An 18,914-nucleotide genomic window follows, 5' to 3' on the forward strand; every position below is an offset into this window, starting at 1 on the left:
GAGGGCTGAGCAAGACTTCAACACCCGGCCGCCACCGGGGCCGAAGGAAGGTCGACCAGAATGAGCGAGCGCAGCGAGCGAGTACTCGACGCAGCCACAATCGTGGTCATGCCGGAGCCGAGCGTCGGCGAGGCGCGGTCATCGAGTGAGCGCAGCGAGCGAGTTATGGGCGCAGCCACGAGCGTGCTCGTGACGGAGCCGAGCGCCGGCGAGGCGGTGTCGCCGAGTGAGCGCAGCGAGCGAGTTTCGGGTGCAGCCACGAGCGTGCTCGTGACGGAGCCGAGCGCCGGCGAGGCGGTGTCATGAGCACGCTGCACAAGTTCAAGGCGTACTTCGGCATGGTTCCGCTCGAGGATTACGAGGACGACTACGTCGACGATCGCACCCCGCGCGGGGTCGAGGAGCGTGGCGGGCGCCGGCCGCGTGACTATTCCGACCGCGCCTCCCGTGACTACGACGATCGTCCCGACTACGACCGGTACCCCGAGGACCGTTACGACGTTCCCGACTACCGCGACGTGCCCTACAAGTCGTCCTACCAGCCCAGCTACCCCGCGCCGCGCCGGGACGACTACCCGGGCGAGGTCTACGACGACGATTACGAGGGACCACGCCGCCCCACCCGGATCGACGCCGCCGCCTCCGGCCGGTATCGTCCGGGCGGCGGTGCCTCCCTGCGCGGCGCGACCAGGGGAGCGCTGGCAGTCGATCCCGATGCCGAGGAGCGGCGGCTGGCCGAGCGGGTCCGCCCCGAACCGGTTGCCGCCCGCCGTCCCGCGATCTTCGAGGACGGAGGTCCCTTGTCCAAGATCACCACGCTGCGTCCGCGTGATTACAGCGAAGCCGCGATCATCGGGGAGCGGTTCCGCGAGGGCAACCCGGTGATCATGGATCTGGTCGACCTCAGCAACGCCGATGCCAAACGCCTCGTCGACTTCGCCGCCGGCCTGGCCTTCGCCCTGCGCGGCTCGTTCGACAAGGTGGCCACCAAGGTGTTCCTGCTCTCCCCGGCCGATGTGGACGTATCGGCCGAGGAACGTCGCCGGATCGCGGAAACCGGCTTCTACAACCAGAAATAGCGACCGGCTCGCCCGGCCGGGCGTCGCGTGGTACGAACAAGATCGGCGCGGGCATTTTGCACCGCGCCGATTTTGCGGCAGAGTGAGGTCGTGGCCTTGTTCGCGGTGCTGTACTTCGTACTGTTCATCTTCTGGCTGTTGCTCATCAGCCGGGTGATCGTCGAGTTCATCCGGAGCTTCGCCCGCGACTGGCGTCCCACCGGGGTGGTGGTCGTGATCCTCGAGGTGATCTTCACCGTCACCGATCCTCCGGTGAAGCTGCTGCGGCGGCTGATACCGCCGGTGTCCCTGGGCGGAATTCGGCTCGATTTATCGATTATGGTTCTGCTGTTCCTGGTCTTCATCCTGATGTCGGTGGTGAGCCGGCTCGGACAGCCGGTAGCTCCGGTGTGACAGAATGGGCCGTGAAGACTTGCCAGAGCCGCTAGATCTGCCAACGCGCGAAGGGATCCTTCCATGCCGCTGACCCCAGCCGATGTGCACAACGTCGCGTTCAGCAAACCGCCTATCGGCAAACGCGGCTACAACGAGGACGAAGTCGACGCCTTCCTGGATCTGGTGGAGCAGGAACTTTCCCGGCTGATCGAGGAGAACGCCGACCTTCGCCAGCGGGTTGCCGAGCTCGATGCCGAATTGGCCGATGCCAAGTCCAACCGGGGCCCGGGCCTGGGTAAGCCGGTGCAGCAGGCCCCACCTCCGGAACCGATCAAACCCCCGGTCCAGGCACCGCCGTCGGCGCCCATCCCGATCGTCCCGGCGGCCCCGTCGGCCGCCGACGTCGCGGCCGACGCGAATATGCAGGCCGCCAAGGTGCTGAGCCTGGCCCAGGAGATGGCCGATCGGCTCACCAGCGATGCCAAGTCCGAAGCCGAGAATTTGCTGGCCAACGCACGGGCCAATTCCGAGCGCATGGTCAATGACGCGCGGGTGCGGTCGGACGAGATGATCGCCGACGCGCGGCACAAGTCCGACGCCATGCTCAGTGACGCCCAGACCCGCTCGGACAGCCAGCTGCGCCAGGCCAAGGAGAAGGCCGACGCGCTGCAGGCCGACGCCGAGCGCAAGCACACCGAGATCATGGGGACCATCACCCAGCAGCGCAATGTGCTGGAGAGCCGGATCCAGACCCTGAAAACCTTCGAACGCGAGTACCGGGTTCGGCTCAAGTCGTATCTGGAATCGCAGCTCGAAGAGCTGGAGAACCGTGGTTCGGCAGTGCCGGTCGACGAGGGCGACTCCTTCGACACCGGGGCCAACCAGCTCGCTCCCGCCTCGTTCGGCAAAGGCGAGTAAACGCCCGATACCGCTGGGAGCGAACGGGCACCCGGCCTGCTGTTCTGGGGGTCATCATGCTTGTCCTGACACTGGCGCTGGCCACGATCGGCCTGGCCCTGCTGATCCTGTCCCTGGCCACCGGATCGGTCATCTGGGCGTGGGGCTGCATCGTCGTATGCGTAGTCGGCGCTGTGGTGTTGCTGGCGAGCGCGCTGTCGATGCGCGCACCGGATGAGGAATTGCCGCCGCGGGATCAGCACGCGAAGCGCTGACGAGAAAAACGCGCGAGAACCAAAACGTCCTTCCGGGTTGCGGGTGCTACCGCTCCGCGGGCGGTTGTATAAGTGGTTGACCGTGCTGGTTAGAATCAAACCTGTAAGTCGGCGACGATCCGGCCATCACCGGGGAGCTTTCGGAAGAACGGCGCCGCGCGGCGCTCGGTATGCCGCGCACGCTCAGTAGAACCGAACGGGTGAGCCCGTCACAGCTCGTAACGAGAGGTCCGCCCGGTTCGCCGGGGCCGGACAAGCGGGGTGGTACCGCGGTTCCGGCGCAGCCGTTGCGCCGTGATCGTCCCCGTGCCGAGATACCGCGCCCCAGGGCGCGCCGGGCACGAGGAGATGTGTAGCCGCGATGGCGGACGAGAAATCCAGTAGCAGCGCATATCCGCGCGTCGATCTCGGCGGCGGATCCGGTGTGTCCTTCCCCGAGCTGGAGCGGGCCGTGCTGGACGCCTGGGCCGCCGACGGAACCTTCCGCGCCAGTATCGACAACCGGGCCGGCGCCGAGGAGTTCGTCTTCTACGACGGACCCCCGTTTGCCAACGGTCTGCCGCATTACGGTCATTTGCTGACCGGCTATGTCAAAGATGTCATCCCCCGTTTCCAGACCATGCGCGGTAAGCGGGTCGAGCGACGTTTCGGGTGGGATACCCACGGGCTGCCGGCGGAAATCGAAGCGGAAAAGCAGCTCGGTATCACGGACAAATCACAGATCGACTCGATGGGGCTCGCGGAATTCAATGCCGCGTGCAAGTCGTCGGTGCTCCGCTATACCGGTGAATGGCGCGATTATGTGACCCGGCAGGCCCGCTGGGTCGACTTCGACAACGACTACAAGACACTCGATCTCGACTTCATGGAGTCGGTGATGTGGGCGTTCAAGTCGCTCTACGACAAGGGCCTGATCTATCAGGGTTTCCGGGTACTTCCCTACAGCTGGTACGAGCAGACGCCGCTGTCGAACCAGGAGGCCAAGCTCGACGACGCCTACCGGATGCGCCAGGACCCGGCGGTGACGGTGGATATGGTGCTCGTGGTTCCCGAGGACCACCCGCTGCGTGACCTGGACGGCGCCAATGCGCTGATCTGGACCACCACCCCGTGGACGCTGCCGTCCAACCTCGCCGTCGCGGTCCATCCGGACCTGCGTTACGTGCAGGTGCGCGGCGCGGACGGCAAACGCTACCTCCTCGCGGCCGAGCGGGTCACCCACTATGCGCGCGAACTCGGCGAGCAGCCCGAGGTACTCGGGGAGTACGACGGCGCCGCACTGGTCGATCTGCGCTACACGCCGCCGTTCGACTTCTTCGCCGGGCATCCGAATGCGCACCGCGTGCTCTCGGCCGACTATGTCACCACCGATTCCGGTACCGGAATCGTGCACATGGCGCCTGCTTTCGGTGAAGAGGATATGGACGTCTGCAGCGCGAACGGTATCGAGCTGGTGCAGCCGCTCGATCCGGGCGGCAAGTTCACCTCCATGGTGCCGCCGTACGAGGGCCTCATGGTGTTCGACGCCAATCCGGTGATCATCAAAGATCTCAAGGCCGCCGGGAAACTGCTGCGGCAGGAGACCGTCGACCACTCCTACCCGCACAGCTGGCGTTCCGGTCAGCCGCTGATCTATATGGCCGTGCCCTCATGGTTCGTGGCGGTGACGCAGTTCCGCGAGCGCATGGTGGAGTTGAACAAGCAGATCAGCTGGGTGCCCGAGCATATCCGCGACGGGCAGTTCGGCAAGTGGCTCGAGAACGCGCGCGACTGGAACATCAGCCGCAACCGGTACTGGGGCAGCCCGATCCCGGTATGGATGTCCGACGATCCCGCGTATCCGCGCATCGATGTCTACGGTTCGCTCGACGAACTCGAACGCGACTTCGGCGTGCGCCCCACGGATCTGCACCGTCCCGCGATCGATGAGCTGACCCGGCCCAACCCGGACGATCCGACCGGGCAGTCCACCATGCGCCGGGTGCCGGAGGTGCTGGACTGCTGGTTCGAATCGGGGTCCATGCCGTATGCGCAGGTCCACTTCCCGTTCGAGAACAAGGACTGGTTCGACTCGCATTTCCCGGGCGATTTCATCGTCGAGTACAACGGGCAGACCCGCGGCTGGTTCTACAACCTGCATGTGCTGTCCACGGCATTGTTCGACAGCCCCGCGTTCAAGAATGTGGTCGCGCACGGCATCGTGCTCGGCGACGACGGGCTCAAGATGAGCAAGTCCAAGCGCAACTATCCCGATGTGAACGAGGTGTTCGACCGGGACGGCTCCGATGCCATGCGCTGGTTCCTGATGAGCTCGCCGATCCTGCGGGGCGGCAACCTCATCGTCACCGAGCGCGGGATCCGCGAAGGGGTGAGCCACGCGCTGCGGCCGCTGTGGAATGCCTGGACGTTCCTGCAGCTCTACGCGGCCGAACCCGGGGTGTGGCGGACGGATTCGCCCAACGCGCTGGATCGTTACATCCTGGCGAAGCTGGCGCAGACCCGCGATGTGATGACCGCGGCGCTGGAGGAGTTCGATATCGCCGGCGCCTGCGAGGAACTGCGCACCTTCGCCGACGCGCTGACGAACTGGTATGTGCGCCGGTCGCGTTCCCGGTTCTGGGCCGAGGACCGCGACGGGGTCGACACCCTGCACACGGTACTCGAGGTGGTGACGCGGTTGGCGGCGCCGCTGCTGCCGTTGGTCACCGAGGTGATCTGGCGGGGGCTGACCGGTGGGCGCTCGGTGCACCTGACGGACTGGCCGGCCGCCGATACGCTCCCGCACGATCCGGAGCTGGTCGCCGCGATGGACGAGGCGCGCAGCGTGTGTTCGACCGTGCTGAGCCTGCGCAAGGCGCAGAAACTGCGGGTCCGGCTGCCACTGGCGGAGGTGACGATCGCCGCCTCCGACGCGGAACGGTTGGCCCCCTACGCCGATATCATCGCCGACGAGGTGAACGTCAAGAAGGTCGATCTGACGACCGATGTCGCCGCGCACGGCCGTTTCGAGCTGGCGGTCAACGCACGTGCCGCCGGACCGCGCCTGGGCAAGGATGTGCAGCGGGTGATCAAGGCGGTGAAGGCAGGCGACTGGTCGGAGACCGCCGACGGTGTGGTCAGCGCTGCGGGGATCGAACTGCTGCCCGAGGAGTACACCCAGCGACTGGTGGCGGCCGAACCGGAATCCACCGCCGCCCTGCCCGGGAACACGGGCCTGGTGGTGCTGGATTCGGTGGTCACCGAGGAACTGGAGGCCGAGGGCTGGGCCCGCGATGTCATCCGGGATCTGCAGGAGACCCGGAAAGCGCTCGGCCTGGACGTCTCCGATCGCGTCACGGCGACACTCGAGGTGCCCGACGATCGACAGGTGTGGGCGCGCACTCATCGCGAGTTGATCGCGGGGGAGATCCTGGCCGTCGAGTTGGAGATCGGGCCGGCGGGGCCGGACGCTGCCGAACTGTCCGGCGGGGTGCGGGCGCGAATCGTCAAGGCGAGCTGAGCTTCATCGCCGGCCGGGCCGATCGGTTCCGGCCGGCGGTGCCCCGCAGATCGTCCGGAAGCGGCCGGGCCCCCGATGTTATGGCCATGACCGGGACGGCCGGAGCGCACTAAGGTGAAAAATTATGGCTTCCGACGATCCCGACGCGTGGTGGCAACATTCCCCTGCGGCCCAAGAGAAGAACTCCCCGGCGGGGCAGTGGCAGCAGGAGCAGCCGGCCCACGGCGGTCATCCGGAGCCGGGGGCGCCGTGGGGCCGGTCGGCGGCATCCGGCCCGTATCCGGCTCCGCAGCAGGGCGCCTGGGAGGTACCGCCGCTGGGGGCCGGTGGTTTCGGGGGCCCGCCGCCGAAGAACACCGGCCCGTTGATCGCGGTGCTGATCGCCGTGGTGGTGCTGGTACTGGTGGGCGTCGTCGGACTGGTGGCGCTGCAATCGCGGGGATCGGCGGAGAACAGCGCTGCCGCAATGTCCACTCCGGCAAGCGGATCGAATAGTCCTTCTGCCTCGGCCGCCGCCACATCGACCACGGCGACCACGAGCGAATCACCTTCTGCTGGCACACCCGTTCTCCGGGAAGGTCTTTCACCGGTCGCGATACTCGGCCCGACCTGGCAGGCGGGCGAGCAAACCTACACGATGGCCTTCCAGGGCTGGCCGTTCGCTTTCCGGGCGCCGGGGTCGTGGGGCTGTATGAAGGGGTCGATCGACAGGATTCCCGATGCCCAGGCATGGGGGTGCGTCGACGAGAGCGATCCCGGCGCCGGGCAGAAGATCAACCTGATCCTGCGGAAGTGCCCGACCACGTGCGACGCGGCGGCTCAGGCGGCGATGAACGCCGTGTGGTTCGACAACCCGGCCGGGGCCGAGCATGTCGACGACCGGACGGCCTATGTGGAGACGGCCTCGAACGAGGAGGGCAAGTTCGCCGTCGACTTCAGCCGCTTCTTCGCCGCGGAGCCGGGCGGGGAACCGGTCTGGCAGGTGGGGGTCTATCTGGAGTCGCCACCGGCCACCAAGGACGTCGTGCTCAAGACCCTGAACGATGTGGCAACCCAAACACAATAAACATTTTTGTGATGTTGATCACACCCTGAAAGTTTGCCAAGAGCTTGTCGGTCGGCTTCCCGGCGAGGCAAAATCATCGCCGATGCCTGCTTCGGCGCTCTTCGGAGCGCTGGAAGCGGTGATCATTTCGTTCCGCTCTACCTGAGATCAGTTGCGTCGGAGTCGTTCTGTCCGGCGGCACGCCTGTGGTCCGCGGCAACCCTCGACGGTTCGGTTGCTGCACGTTAACCGAATGCTTGGCGGCGTTCGGCATATCGGCCAGCAGAAGGGTGGGCACGTGATCGGAAATGCATTGCGCCGGGGTATCGCCGGCGTGTTCTTGGCCACCGCGGTCGGCGCGGTGGTGGCGGCACCGGGCTGGGCACAGACCGGGAGCGCCGCGAGCGGTTCGGCATCGGGGTCCGGATCGCTGAGCGCCAGTGGATCGGCGGCGCTCCCGGTATCCAGCAGCAACGGACTGGGCGCGCTGGCAGCGGCGACTTCCCAGACCGGCAAGATGTACGAATGGGGGGCGACCGGCCCCGACACCTGGGACTGCTCCGGTCTGGTGCAGTGGGCCTTCCGCCAGGTGGGCGTCACGCTCCCGCGAACCACCTGGGAGCAGGCCGAAGTAGGTGCCTCGGTGCCGCGGTACGCGCTCTCACCGGGTGATGTGATCATCATCAACCAGGATGCTTCCCATGTCGGGATCTATGCCGGGTTCGGCCAGGTGCTCAATGCCTACGGCGCCGGTGTCCCGGTCGGGCTCACCCCGCTCGACCAGTTCTACATCTACAGCATCCGCCGTTTCTGAGGCTGCGGCGGCAGCGTCGCCGCCGAATCGTGGTCAGTCGACCTGCCGGCGCAGCAGCGGCCCATAGTCGGGGTGGGCCAGCGCCGAGGCGAACTGCGCGATGAGATAGTCGCCGGGGTTTCCTGTGTCGTACCAGCGGCCCTGGATGACCTGCCCGTAGACCGCATGGTTGGCGGCGTAGGCGTTGATGGAATCGGTCAGGTAGACCTCGCCGGTGCGGTGGGTGTACCAGTTCTCCGTCTGCGCCCGCAGTTCGTCGATGATCCCCGGCGTCACCACGTAGCCGCCGATCGCGGCGAAGGCCGAGGGGGCATCCTCGGGTTTGGGTTTCTCCACCAGGCCCGATATGCGCAGCAGGCCGTCGTCCAGGTCCTCCCGGACCACCGGGACGCCGTAGCGCTGCGATTCGTTCGGATTCATCGGCATCAGTGCCAGAACCGGGCAGCCTGTCGACTCGTAGGCGCGGATCAGCTGCTGGGCGCGCGGTTCCTCGGCGACGAAGACGTCGTCGGGCCACAGCACCAGCATGGGTTCGTCCCCGGCGGTACGCGCGGCGTTGAGTACCGGGGTCCCGTTACCGTATGGGCCGTGCTGGTCCAGATAGGTGATGTGACCCAGCCGGGACAGTTCGCCGACCTCCTCCACCGCGTCCGCGTAGGCGGTCTTACCGTCGGCCCGCAGCTGGGCCACGAGCGCGGGGTTGGGCCGGAAATGGTCCTGGATCAGTGATTTTCCGCCGCTGACCACAATGGTGATGTCGGTGATTCCGGAGGCCACCAGCTCACGTACCGTGTGCTCGATCACCGGCTTGTCGCCGACCGGCAGCATTTCCTTGGGGATCGCCTTGGTCAGCGGTAGCAGTCGGGAACCGATACCGGCAGCGGGAATGACGGCCTTACGGATCTTCATCGTCCGATCATCACATATCCGTCACCCGGGACGCGGTATCCCGGTCCGGTCCCGTGATCCCGGAAACGCCCGGTGGCCGGGTCGATCGTGGCGGGCGGGTGGCCCGGCGGCAAGGCCCAGTGACAGCTCGGCGGGCGGAGAGAACTTCCGGCAACCGGGCAGGGATCGGTCCGCATCCCCACTCGTGTCGGTACGGCCGCGTACATTCTGCGCTCATGGATTCCACGGTCACCGACAGCGGCCGCGGCGGGAGCGGCCGCCGCAGGGTGCCGCGGTGGCGGCCGGCCGGCGAACCGCGAGCCGACCCGTGGTGAGCGACCGGCATCCCGGGACCGGCGCCGGGCCGATCCGGTGGCCGGGCGGCGAGACTTCCCGGCGCTGGGTGCTCCATATCGATATGGATGCCTTCTTCGCCTCCTGCGAACAGCTCACCCGCCCCACCCTGCGCGGCCGCCCGGTGCTGGTCGGCGGGACCGGGGCGCGCGGGGTGGTGGCCGGGGCGAGTTACGAGGCGCGGGTGTTCGGGGCGCGTTCGGCCATGCCGATGCAGCAGGCGCGGCGGCTGGTCGGGGTGTCGGCGGTGGTGGTCCCGCCGCGGGGCGCGCTGTACAGCGTGCTGAGCGGGCGCGTCTTCGATACCTTGCGCGCCCGGGTCCCGGTCCTGGAGACCCTGTCGTTCGACGAGGCGTTCGCCGAGCCCGCCGAATTGGCCGGGGCGAGCGCGGCGGAAGTGGACGAGTTCTGCGCCGGACTGCGGGCGGCGGTGCGCGAACGCACGGGCCTGGTCGCCTCGGTGGGCGCGGGCAGTGGGAAACAGCTGGCCAAGATCGCCTCCGGCATGGCCAAACCCGATGGGATCCGGGTGATCGCACCGGGAGAGCAGCAGGCCCTGCTGGCCGCGTTGCCGGTGCGCAAACTCTGGGGCATCGGCCCCGTGGCCGAAGGCCGGTTGCGCACCCTCGGGATCGAAACCGTGGGCGCCTTCGCCGCGCTGCCGGAGGCCGAGGCGGTATCGATCCTGGGTGGCAGTATCGGCGCGGCGCTGCACCGGCTCGCCCGCGGTGTCGACGACCGTCCGGTCACCGAACGTGCCGAGGCCAAACAGATCAGCGCCGAGACCACCTATGAGCACGATATCGTCACCCTGGAGCGGTTGCGCCCGGCGATCACCGAGATGGCCGCCGCGGCGCACCGCCGGCTCGGCCGCGACGGCCGCGCTGCCCGGACCGTGGTGCTGAAGCTCCGGCGTGCCGATATGAGTATCACCACGCGTTCGACCACCCTGCCCTACGCGACCGAGGATCTGCCCACCCTGACCGCCGCCGCGCAGCGGGCCGCGATCGATCCGCGGGAGCTGGGCCCGATCCGGTTGGTCGGCGTGGGCTATGCCGGGCTGTCCACCATCCGGCAGGAATCGCTGTTCCCGGAGCTGGACCGGCTCGGTGGCGAGCCCGCCGAATCGTCCGGCGGAACCGCGGCGGAGCCGGGCGGCGCGCCGGATTCTCTGACGGCAGTCGAAGAGACCTCTGTGGATCGGGTAAGACATCCGGTGGGACCGGGGAGTTCCGTGGACACGTCGGCCGGCTCGGCTCCGGCACCCGGTGGTGTCGACGAAAACCCTCACCACTCGCGGGATTCCGGCGTTTCCGCTGGTAGCAGTGCCCTCTGGCGGCCGGGTTCGGATGTGCGGCATCCCGAATTCGGATTCGGCTGGGTGCAGGGGGCGGGCCACGGACGGGTGACCGTCAGGTTCGAGACCCGCTCGACAGGACCGGGGATCGCGCGTACTTTCGCTGCCGACAATACGGAGTTGTGCTCAGCGGATCCGCTCGCCAGCTTGTCCTGAGGGCCCGCCGGGTAGGTTGGTCCGGGCAGCGTCGCCGGTTCCGGTGGCTCTGCCGTAGTGCACGACACCGAACCCTCGAACGCAAAGGACGAGCAGTTGAAGCTTCGCAAGACCGGACGTATCGCGATCGCCGGCGTGGCCGCCGTGGCCGCGCTGACCCTGACGGCGTGTGGTAGCGATGATTCCGACTCGGACACCAAGGCCGCGAGCACCACGTCCGCGTCGGCGGCCGCCTCGGAAGAGGCGTCCGATCTGCCGCCGGTGCCCACCGTGGCCGACCTGAACGCTCAACTCCAGCGCGCCCTCGACCCGGCCGTACCCAACGAGGAGAAGCTGGACATGATGCAGGGCGCCGAGGCGGATCCGGAACTGCCGGGCAAATTGGCCCAGTTCTACACGGATTCCGGTGCCACCATCGAGGTCACCGAGGTCAACGATTTCGCCGACACCATCAACGCCAAGGCCAACTTCAAACTGGGCGACACCCAGAACGTGGTCGACGTCCCGTTCGTCGCCGAGGACGGTGTGTGGAAGGTCGAGAAGACCTGGACCTGCAATATGCTCGCCCAGGCCCAGGTACAGTCCCCGGCCTGCGCGGCCTGATCCCGCAGTGTGCAAACCGGCCGGTTCCGCGATGAGCGGACCGGCCGGTCTCGTTCTATGACTTCGATGGGATCGGTGAGCGCAGCCGCAGCGGTGCGCGCGCATCCGGCTAGGATTGCGCCCCGTGGCTGACACGATGGTGGTGGCGGCGCCCGAGCCGACAGATATCTCCGACGGTCCGCGGTCCCGATCGAGGGGTGGCTGGGCGCGGCCGGTCGCGCTGGTGTCGGCGCTCATCGGAGCACTGCTGGCGATCGCGGTACCGCTGTTGCCGGTCCGGGTCGACACCGCCACAGTGTCCTGGCCGCAGGACGATTCCGCTGCCTCGATCGATGCCCCGCTGGTCGCGTACGCGCCGTTGGAGTACACGGCCACGGTGCCGTGCGCGGCGATCGGGCAACTCGGGCCCGGCGGCGGCGTGCTGACCGCCACCGCGCCCTACGGCGCACCTGATCTGGAGCGCTACGGCTTCCTGGCCCGGGTCCGGCCCGCGACCCCGGAGGCCGGGGCACAGCTCGACGTCGTCCTGCGCAACCAATCGCTGTTCAGCGTCCCGGTCGCGGAACTCCCCCCGAACTGCGAACTCGACGTCCACGCCGGGATGACCGAATCCGTCGCCTCGCTCACCGGCTCGGAGCCGGTAGTGCTGAGCGGTGATTTCCGTCCCCAGTTGGTCGGTGTGTTCAGCGATCTGACCGATCCCGCGGGCACCCGCGTCACCGCCGAGGTCGACAGCCGGTTCACCTCCAGCCCGACTCCGCTGAAGCAGGCCGCGATCTGGGTGGCCGTCGCCGCGACCCTGATCTCGCTGTTCGCGCTGCACCGGCTGGACAGCCTCGACGGGCGCCGCGCCCGCCGGTTCCTGCCGGCCCGGTGGTGGACCTTCCGTCCGGTCGATGTGGTGGTGCTGGGCACGCTGGTGCTCTGGCATTTCATCGGCGCCACCACTTCCGACGACGGCTACCAGTTCGGCATGGGCCGCACCTCGCAGGCCGCCGGTTATATGGCGAACTACTTCCGCTACTTCGGGGTCCCGGAGAACCCGGTCGGCACCCCGTATTACGACCTCATCGGCCTGATGGCCGACCTCACCACCGCCAGCCCCTGGGTGCGGCTGCCCGGTCTGCTGGCCGGCATCCTGGCCTGGCTGGTGATCAGTCGAGAGGTGGTGCCCCGGTTCGGGGCCGCGCTGCATCGCACCAAGTTCGTCCCGTGGACCGGCGCGCTGGTGTTCCTGGCCGTCTGGCTGCCCTACAACAACGGGCTGCGGCCCGAGCCCATCGTCGCGCTCGGGGTGCTGCTCACCTGGTGCTCGGTCGAGCGCGGTATCGCCACCCGCCGCCTGCTGCCGTTCGCGGTGGCCATCCTGATCGCCGCCTTCAGCTGCACCGCCGGCCCGCACGGCATCATCTGCCTGGCCGCGCTGCTGGCCGGGCTGCGGCCGTTGATCAAGATTTTCGCCGCCCGCGCGCCGCGGATCGGATGGCTCGCGCAAGTGCTGCCGCTGGCCGCCGCGGGTGTCCTCGTGCTGGTGGTTGCCTTCGCCGACCAGCCGATCAGCGCCATGATGGAGATGCGCCGGGTGCACGAACTGGCCGGCCCGCATGTGCTCTGGTTCGACGAGTACCTGCGCTACCAGTACCTGTTCATGGGTACGGTCGACGGCTCGGTGGCCCGCCGCTTCGGGATCTTCGTGATGATCGCCGGATTGGCGGTATGCCTGCTCACCCTGCTACGCAAGGGCGGCCGGATCCCCACCGCCGCGGTGGGGCCCTCGCGGCGCATCCTCGGCGTCACCGTCGGCGCCATGGCGCTGATGATGACCACCCCGACCAAATGGACCCACCACCTCGGTGTCTTCGCCGGGCTGGCCGGCGCGGTGGCGGTGTTGACGGCCGTCGCGATCGGGCCGCGGGTCATGCGCGCGCCGCGCAACCGGGCACTGTTCGCCGCCGCGGTGTCGTTCCTGCTGGCTCTCGTATTCGCCGGCCCCAACGGCTGGTGGTACGTCTCCTCCTACAGCGTCCCGTGGTGGGACAAACAGCCCTCGGTAGCCGGTATCGCCTTCAACAAGGTCTTCCTGCTGGGCGCGGTGGCGCTGCTGGCGTTGGCGGCGTGGTGGCATGTGCGGGCACCCGACGACGGGCAGCACCGGATCTCGCGCTGGGGCTGGCGGTTCGCCAAGGTGCCGGCCCTGACCGTGGCCGCCGCGTTCATGGTGCTGTTCGAGGTGGCATCGTTCGCGAAGGGCGCCGTCTCCCAGTACCCGGCGTTCTCGCTGGCGAGTTCCAATCTGAGCGCTCTCGCCGGGAATACCTGCGGCCTGGCCCCGCACGTGCTGGTGGAGACCGACCCCAACCGCGGCATGCTCCCCCCGCTCTCCGGTGATCCCGCCGCGGCCCTGGCCGGTACCGGAACGGGCTTCAGCCCCACCGGAGTGGCGGCGGATCTGAGTGCCGACGCCGAGGAAGGCGCCGACGCCGCCATCGCCGATTCGGTGGGCGAGGCGACCGCGGGCACCGGTGTCGCCACCGAAACCGACAGTCCCGCATTGCCCTTCGGACTGGCCCCGGGAACCCCGGTGCTGGGCAGCGATCACGCCGACGGCCCGGCCCAACTCACCTCCGGCTGGTACCGGCTGCCACCGGTCGCCGACCGCGCGGATATTCTCGCGCTCAGCGCCGCCGGCCGTATCTGGTCGCAGGACGCCGACGGTGTGGTGACGCACGGGCAGTCCCTGGAACTGGAATTCGGCTCCACCACCGCACCGGGCGGTTCGGCCGCCGACCCGGTCCCGCTGCGCCGGGTCAACCCGATCGATATCGGCCCGGCGCCGTCGTGGCGCAATCTGCGGGTTCCGCTGGCGCCCTACGCCGATGCCGACACAGTGCGCATCGTGGCCGCCGACCGGGACCGTGATCCACGCCAGTGGCTGGCCTTCACTCCACCGCGCATCCCGCAGACCCAGGACCTGAACACGGTCGTCGGATCCGACGATCCGGTGCTCCTGGACTGGGCGGTGGGCCTGCAGTTCCCGTGCCAGCGACCCTTCGACCACCGCGTCGGGATCGCCGAGGTGCCGAAATACCGCATCCTGCCGGACCGGATCGGCGCGCACGACACCAATCTGTGGCAGAACCACGACGGTGGCGGCCCGCTGGGCTGGACCGGCCTGCTGCTGCACGCCCGCACCCTGCCGACCTATCTCGATCAGGACTGGGACCGTGATTGGGGACAGCTGCAGCAGTTCCTCCCCATCGATCCCGACGTGGTCCCGGCCCGTCCGCGCACGGCGCAGGAGGACCACTCCGGGACCTGGACGCCCGGCCCGATCAACGTCGCCTGGTGAGCCGCGCCGCAGCGGTGACTACCGAGATGCGGGCTAGTGCAGGGCCCTTCGGGACGAAGGTGATAGTCCATGCGGGGAGGCCTCCATGGCCCGAGCATGCCCCAGAACGGACGCTGCTGCTCGCTATCCTGGCGTAGGATCCAAAGTCGGACACCGCCGACCGATCCGGCGAAGCAGGAAGCGGCCCCGTTGCAATCCACGAGTTCGCACTCGAAGTCTGCGCATACCATCCGCACGTTCCCGTCCGTCCGGCCGAAGTGACACACCAAAAACACGCGTTACCGGTACCCGGTGACGAAAACCAAGTGAGTATGGAGAGCGGATACGCAGTGCCTACCAGTGCGTATCTCTTCTGTGCTGCCAATAATCCAGCTGTATGCTCGGGCCATGCAGCTTCGGTACAACTTCCGAGTCTGCCCGACGCCCGGTCAGCAAATAGCCCTGGCACGAGCGTTCGGGTGTGCGCGGGTGGTGTACAACGACGCCCTGCGCGCACGCCGAAGAGCTTTCGAGGCGGGGCAGCGGATCAGCGACGCGGAACTGTCGAAACAGCTCACCGAATCCAAGGCCACCCCCGAACGAGCATGGCTCGCCGAGGTATCAGCGGTGGTGTTGCAGCAGGCGCTGGCCGACCTGAACACTGCGTACCGCAACTTCTTCTCCTCGGTTACCGGAAAACGGAAAGGCGCGAAGGTCGGGCCACCGCGATTCCGTTCCCGCAAGGACAACAGGCAGGCGATCCGGTTCACGAGGAACTCGAGGTTCGCGGTCACTGCGGGTGGGAAGCTGCGCTTACCGAAGATCGGCGATGTCCCGGTCCGCTGGTCGCGGGAGCTGCCATCCGATCCATCATCGGTTTCGATAGTCAAGGATGCGACGGGCCGGTACTTCGCGTCGTTCGTGGTGCAGGTCGACGACCAGTTGTTGCCGCCCATCGATGCCGAGGTGGGTATCGATCTCGGCTTGTCGACGTTCGCTGTCTTGTCGAACGGCAAGAGGATCGCTTCGCCGCGGTTTCTGCGGCAGGCCGAACGGCGGTTGAGAAAAGCTCAACGGGCACTCTCGCGGAAGGAGAAGGGGTCGAAAAACCGGGCAAAAGCCCGGATCAGGGTCGCCAAGGCGCACGCCCGGGTGGCCGATACGCGACGGGATGGAGCGCACAAGCATTCCACGGCGATTATCCGCGAGAACCAAGCGGTGTTCGTCGAGGATCTGTGCATCAAGGGCCTCGCACGTACTCGGTTCGCGAAATCGGTGCACGATTCCGGGTGGGGAATGTTCATCCGGATGCTCGAAGAGAAGGCCACCCGATGTGGGCGGACCTTCGGCAAGGTGAACCGGTTCTTCCCGTCCACACAGATATGTTCTGTGTGCGGGGCGCCGGGTGGGAAGAAACCGTTGCATGTCCGCACTTGGACTTGTACCTGCGGCACAACGCACGACCGCGATCTGAACGCGGCAATCAATATCCTCGCGGCGGGGCGCGCCGAGAGGTTAAACGCCTGCGGAGGGACTGTAAGCCCTGTCGTCTAGCGGAAGGCAAGTCTCTGTGAAACAGGAACCCACTGAAGCGGCGCATCGAGTCGCAGGAAGAATCCAGGTTGTTCACAGCCGGGAGGACGTCAAGCTGACACCCATGTCGACAACAAGAACATCCGGTCTCACCGCCGCGGAAGTGGCGCAGCGCCGGCGCGACGGGCTCGCCAACGATGTGCCGGCCCGGGCCAGTCGCTCGGTGCGCGATATCGTCCGGGCGAATGTGTTCACCCGGATCAATGCCATCCTGGGTGTGCTGTTCGTCCTGGTGATGGCCACCGGATCGGTGATCGATGGAATGTTCGGGCTGCTGATCGTGGCCAACAGCGCGGTCGGCATCGTGCAGGAGATCCGGGCCAAGCGCACGCTGGACCGGTTGGCGATCGTCGGGCAGGCGAAACCGACTGTGCGCCGGGACGGTAAGGCCGAACAGGTCGCGCCCGGCGAGGTGGTTCTCGACGATCTCATCGAACTCGGGCCGGGCGACCAGATCGTGGTCGACGGCGAGGTGGTCGAAGCCGAACTGCTCGAGATCGACGAATCGCTGCTCACCGGCGAATCCGACGATGTCGCCAAGGAACCCGGCGCGCAGGTGCTCTCGGGCAGCTATGTGGTGTCCGGTTCGGGCGCCTACCGGGCGACCAAGGTCGGCAGGGACGCCTACGCCGCGAAACTGGCCGACGAGGCCAGCAAGTTCACCCTGGTGAATTCCGAACTGCGCAACGGTATCGACACCATCCTCAAGGTCATCACCTATCTGCTCATCCCGGCGGGCGCCCTGAGCATCTACAACCAGCTGGTGTCCAGCGGGGAGTCCTGGCGGCCGGCCGTCACCGGGATGGTGGCCGCACTGGTGCCGATGGTGCCCGAGGGCCTGGTGCTCATGACCTCGATCGCGTTCGCGGTCGGTGTGGTGCGGCTGGGGCAGCGCAAATGCCTGGTCCAGGAGCTTCCCGCGATCGAGGGACTGGCCCGGGTGGATGTGGTGTGCGCGGACAAGACCGGCACCCTCACCGAGAACGCTATGCGCCTGGCCGAGCTCCGGATGATCGACACCGGTGCCGGCGCCGAGGACCGGGCCCGCCGGGCGCTGGCCGCCATGGCGGCCGACGATCCCCGGCCCAATACCAGCGTGGCGGCCATCGCCGAAGCGCTTCCCGAGACACCCGGTTGGGAGTACACGGCCGTGGCGCCGTTCTCCTCGGCCAAGAAGTGGAGCGGCTTCTCCTACGGCGAGCACGGAGACTGGCTGCTGGGCGCACCCGATGTGCTGCTCGACGCCGGATCGGCCGATGCCCGCGCCGCCGAGGAACTCGGCGCCACCGGCCTGCGCGTACTGCTGCTCGCCCGGGGCGACCGCGCGGTGGACGCGACCGGCGCCCCCGGCACCATCACCCCGGTCGCCCTGGTGATCCTCGAACAGAAGGTACGGCCCGACGCCCGCGACACCCTCGACTACTTCGCGAGTCAGGATGTGTCGATCAAGGTGATCTCCGGCGACAACGCCGTCTCGGTGGGCGCGGTCGCCTCCTCCCTGGACCTGCCCGGCGGCGACCACGCCGTCGACGCGCGGACCCTGCCCGAGGACCGCGCCGAACTCGCCGGCGTGCTGGAGGAGCGGACCACCTTCGGACGGGTTCGCCCCGATCAGAAACGGGCCATGGTCGGCGCGCTGCAGTCCCGCGGGCATACCGTGGCCATGACCGGCGACGGGGTCAACGACGTGCTGGCACTCAAGGACGCCGATATCGGTGTGGCCATGGGCGCCGGCAGCCCCGCCACCCGGGCGGTCGCGCAGATCGTGCTGCTGGACAACAGATTCGCCACCCTGCCGTACGTGGTGGGCGAGGGCCGCCGGGTGATCGGCAATATCGAACGGGTCTCCAACCTGTTCCTGACCAAAACCGTCTATTCGGTGCTGCTGGCCTTCCTGATCGGTGTCGCCGGCGTGGGCTCCCAGATCTTCGGCTACGAACCCATCGGCTACCCGTTCCTGCCCCGGCACGTGACGATCGCGGCCTGGTTCACCATCGGTATCCCCGCCTTCATCCTCTCCCTGGCCCCGAACAACGAGCGGGCCCGGACCGGATTCGTCGGCCGGGTCATGCGGCTGGCGATCCCCTCTGGCGTGGTCATCGGTACCGCGACCTTCGTCGCCTACCTCATCGCCTACGCCGGCCCCGAGGCCAGCGAACAGCAGAAGATGCAGGCCGGCACCACCGCGCTCATCACCCTGATCATGATCGCGGTGTGGGTGCTGGCGATCGTCGCCCGCCCCTACACCTGGTGGAAGATCGTGCTGATAGCGGTCTCGGTGGCGGCCTACCTGGTGCTCTTCACGGTTCCCTTCACCCGTGAATTCTTCGCACTGGACCCGTCCAATCTGCGCCTGACCACCGCCGCGTTCGCCTGCGGCGCGGTGGGCATCGTGCTGGTGGAGGTCGCCTGGTGGGTGAGCGCCAGTTTGCGGGGGGAGTCGCACAAGCTGATCCCCGCGGCACCCGGCGAGTCCTGAGGGGGACGGGCGGGGCTCGGCTGCGGGTCAGGCGGGGTGCTCGGGTAACAAGGCACGCGGTTATGGAAATGAGCGGTGCGGGATCGGCCCCGCGAAATGCCGGGTGGGCCAGGACCGAGCCTGGGGGCTCGGGCTTGCCCGGGTGTGGTGGGGGTGTGGGCCTGTTCGCGAA

14 protein-coding genes are annotated in these 18,914 nt (G+C 67.8%); 13 read left to right on the plus strand and 1 reads right to left on the minus strand.

Translation table 11 applies throughout. The features are described from left to right. Window positions 1-60 precede the first annotated feature (60 nt). From NS4_RS23570 to NS4_RS23610, 8 genes are all read left to right on the plus strand, one after another. Entirely contained in the window at window positions 61-306 is a 246-nt protein-coding gene (locus tag NS4_RS23570) for a hypothetical protein (RefSeq protein ID WP_063061672.1), read from the plus strand. After that, the gene (locus NS4_RS23575; RefSeq protein WP_063061673.1) at window positions 303-1,079 is read left to right on the plus strand and encodes a cell division protein SepF; all 777 of its coding nucleotides are present in this window, start codon (window positions 303-305) and stop codon (window positions 1,077-1,079) included. The genes NS4_RS23570 and NS4_RS23575 overlap by 4 nt, the downstream gene beginning before the upstream one ends. Window positions 1,080-1,169: 90 nt before the next feature. Beyond that, window positions 1,170-1,472, plus strand: coding sequence for a YggT family protein (locus NS4_RS23580; protein WP_063061674.1), 303 nt, complete (start codon window positions 1,170-1,172; stop codon window positions 1,470-1,472). A gap of 63 nt (window positions 1,473-1,535) precedes the next feature. Beyond that, window positions 1,536-2,372: a DivIVA-like cell division protein Wag31 gene (gene wag31, locus NS4_RS23585; RefSeq protein WP_063061675.1), complete on the plus strand. Its 837-nt coding sequence runs from the start codon at window positions 1,536-1,538 to the stop codon at window positions 2,370-2,372. Between the two features lie 56 nt (window positions 2,373-2,428). Then, window positions 2,429-2,626 carry a hypothetical protein gene (locus tag NS4_RS23590; RefSeq protein ID WP_063061676.1) on the plus strand — a complete coding sequence of 66 codons (198 nt, stop codon included), beginning with the start codon at window positions 2,429-2,431 and terminating at the stop codon, window positions 2,624-2,626. Between the two features lie 361 nt (window positions 2,627-2,987). Beyond that, window positions 2,988-6,125 carry an isoleucine--tRNA ligase gene (gene ileS, locus NS4_RS23595; RefSeq protein ID WP_063061677.1) on the plus strand — a complete coding sequence of 1,046 codons (3,138 nt, stop codon included), beginning with the start codon at window positions 2,988-2,990 and terminating at the stop codon, window positions 6,123-6,125. 124 nt (window positions 6,126-6,249) lie between these two features. Further along, window positions 6,250-7,191: a hypothetical protein gene (locus NS4_RS32385; protein ID WP_157106195.1), complete on the plus strand. Its 942-nt coding sequence runs from the start codon at window positions 6,250-6,252 to the stop codon at window positions 7,189-7,191. 232 nt (window positions 7,192-7,423) lie between these two features. Continuing rightward, window positions 7,424-7,984 carry an NlpC/P60 family protein gene (locus NS4_RS23610; protein ID WP_084487641.1) on the plus strand — a complete coding sequence of 187 codons (561 nt, stop codon included), beginning with the start codon at window positions 7,424-7,426 and terminating at the stop codon, window positions 7,982-7,984. Window positions 7,985-8,017: 33 nt separating this feature from the next. Here the strand turns inward: NS4_RS23610 and NS4_RS23615 are convergent, their stop codons facing one another. Further along, window positions 8,018-8,893, minus strand: a complete 876-nt coding sequence (locus tag NS4_RS23615; RefSeq protein ID WP_039823773.1) for a UTP--glucose-1-phosphate uridylyltransferase — start codon at window positions 8,891-8,893, stop codon at window positions 8,018-8,020. Window positions 8,894-9,290: 397 nt separating this feature from the next. On the opposite strand from NS4_RS23615, the gene NS4_RS23620 reads away from it, so the two are divergent. From NS4_RS23620 to NS4_RS23640, 5 genes are all read left to right on the plus strand, one after another. After that, on the plus strand, window positions 9,291-10,739 hold the full coding sequence (locus NS4_RS23620; RefSeq protein WP_174552128.1) for a DNA polymerase IV: 1,449 nt from the start codon (window positions 9,291-9,293) through the stop codon (window positions 10,737-10,739). A 96-nt stretch (window positions 10,740-10,835) separates the two neighbouring features. Further along, entirely contained in the window at window positions 10,836-11,342 is a 507-nt protein-coding gene (locus NS4_RS23625; protein ID WP_063061700.1) for a WKL family lipoprotein, read from the plus strand. Window positions 11,343-11,466: 124 nt separating this feature from the next. Next, entirely contained in the window at window positions 11,467-14,691 is a 3,225-nt protein-coding gene (locus tag NS4_RS23630) for an arabinosyltransferase domain-containing protein (RefSeq protein WP_245665644.1), read from the plus strand. Window positions 14,692-15,078: 387 nt separating this feature from the next. Then, complete coding sequence (locus NS4_RS23635) at window positions 15,079-16,224, plus strand: RNA-guided endonuclease InsQ/TnpB family protein (RefSeq protein ID WP_063061680.1); 1,146 nt, start codon at window positions 15,079-15,081, stop codon at window positions 16,222-16,224. Window positions 16,225-16,327: 103 nt separating this feature from the next. After that, window positions 16,328-18,742, plus strand: a complete 2,415-nt coding sequence (locus tag NS4_RS23640; protein WP_063061681.1) for an HAD-IC family P-type ATPase — start codon at window positions 16,328-16,330, stop codon at window positions 18,740-18,742. The last annotated feature ends 172 nt before the right edge of the window (window positions 18,743-18,914 follow it).

The sequence above is a fragment of the Nocardia sienata NBRC 100364 genome (genome assembly GCF_001613205.1).
GTDB lineage: Bacteria > Actinomycetota > Actinomycetes > Mycobacteriales > Mycobacteriaceae > Nocardia > Nocardia sienata.

Excerpts from the sequence above, each read along its gene's own strand:
- NS4_RS23570 (WP_063061672.1), top strand. The coding sequence starts at position 61 with ATGAGCGAGCGCAGCGAGCGAGTACTCGACGCAGCCACAATCGTGGTC.
- NS4_RS23575 (WP_063061673.1), top strand. The coding sequence starts at position 303 with ATGAGCACGCTGCACAAGTTCAAGGCGTACTTCGGCATGGTTCCGCTC.
- wag31 (WP_063061675.1), top strand. The coding sequence starts at position 1,536 with ATGCCGCTGACCCCAGCCGATGTGCACAACGTCGCGTTCAGCAAACCG.
- NS4_RS23590 (WP_063061676.1), top strand. The coding sequence starts at position 2,429 with ATGCTTGTCCTGACACTGGCGCTGGCCACGATCGGCCTGGCCCTGCTG.
- ileS (WP_063061677.1), top strand. The coding sequence starts at position 2,988 with ATGGCGGACGAGAAATCCAGTAGCAGCGCATATCCGCGCGTCGATCTC.
- NS4_RS32385 (WP_157106195.1), top strand. The coding sequence starts at position 6,250 with ATGGCTTCCGACGATCCCGACGCGTGGTGGCAACATTCCCCTGCGGCC.
- NS4_RS23610 (WP_084487641.1), top strand. The coding sequence starts at position 7,424 with ATGCTTGGCGGCGTTCGGCATATCGGCCAGCAGAAGGGTGGGCACGTG.
- NS4_RS23615 (WP_039823773.1), bottom strand. The coding sequence starts at position 8,893 with ATGAAGATCCGTAAGGCCGTCATTCCCGCTGCCGGTATCGGTTCCCGA.
- NS4_RS23620 (WP_174552128.1), top strand. The coding sequence starts at position 9,291 with ATGGATGCCTTCTTCGCCTCCTGCGAACAGCTCACCCGCCCCACCCTG.
- NS4_RS23635 (WP_063061680.1), top strand. The coding sequence starts at position 15,079 with ATGCAGCTTCGGTACAACTTCCGAGTCTGCCCGACGCCCGGTCAGCAA.
- NS4_RS23640 (WP_063061681.1), top strand. The coding sequence starts at position 16,328 with ATGTCGACAACAAGAACATCCGGTCTCACCGCCGCGGAAGTGGCGCAG.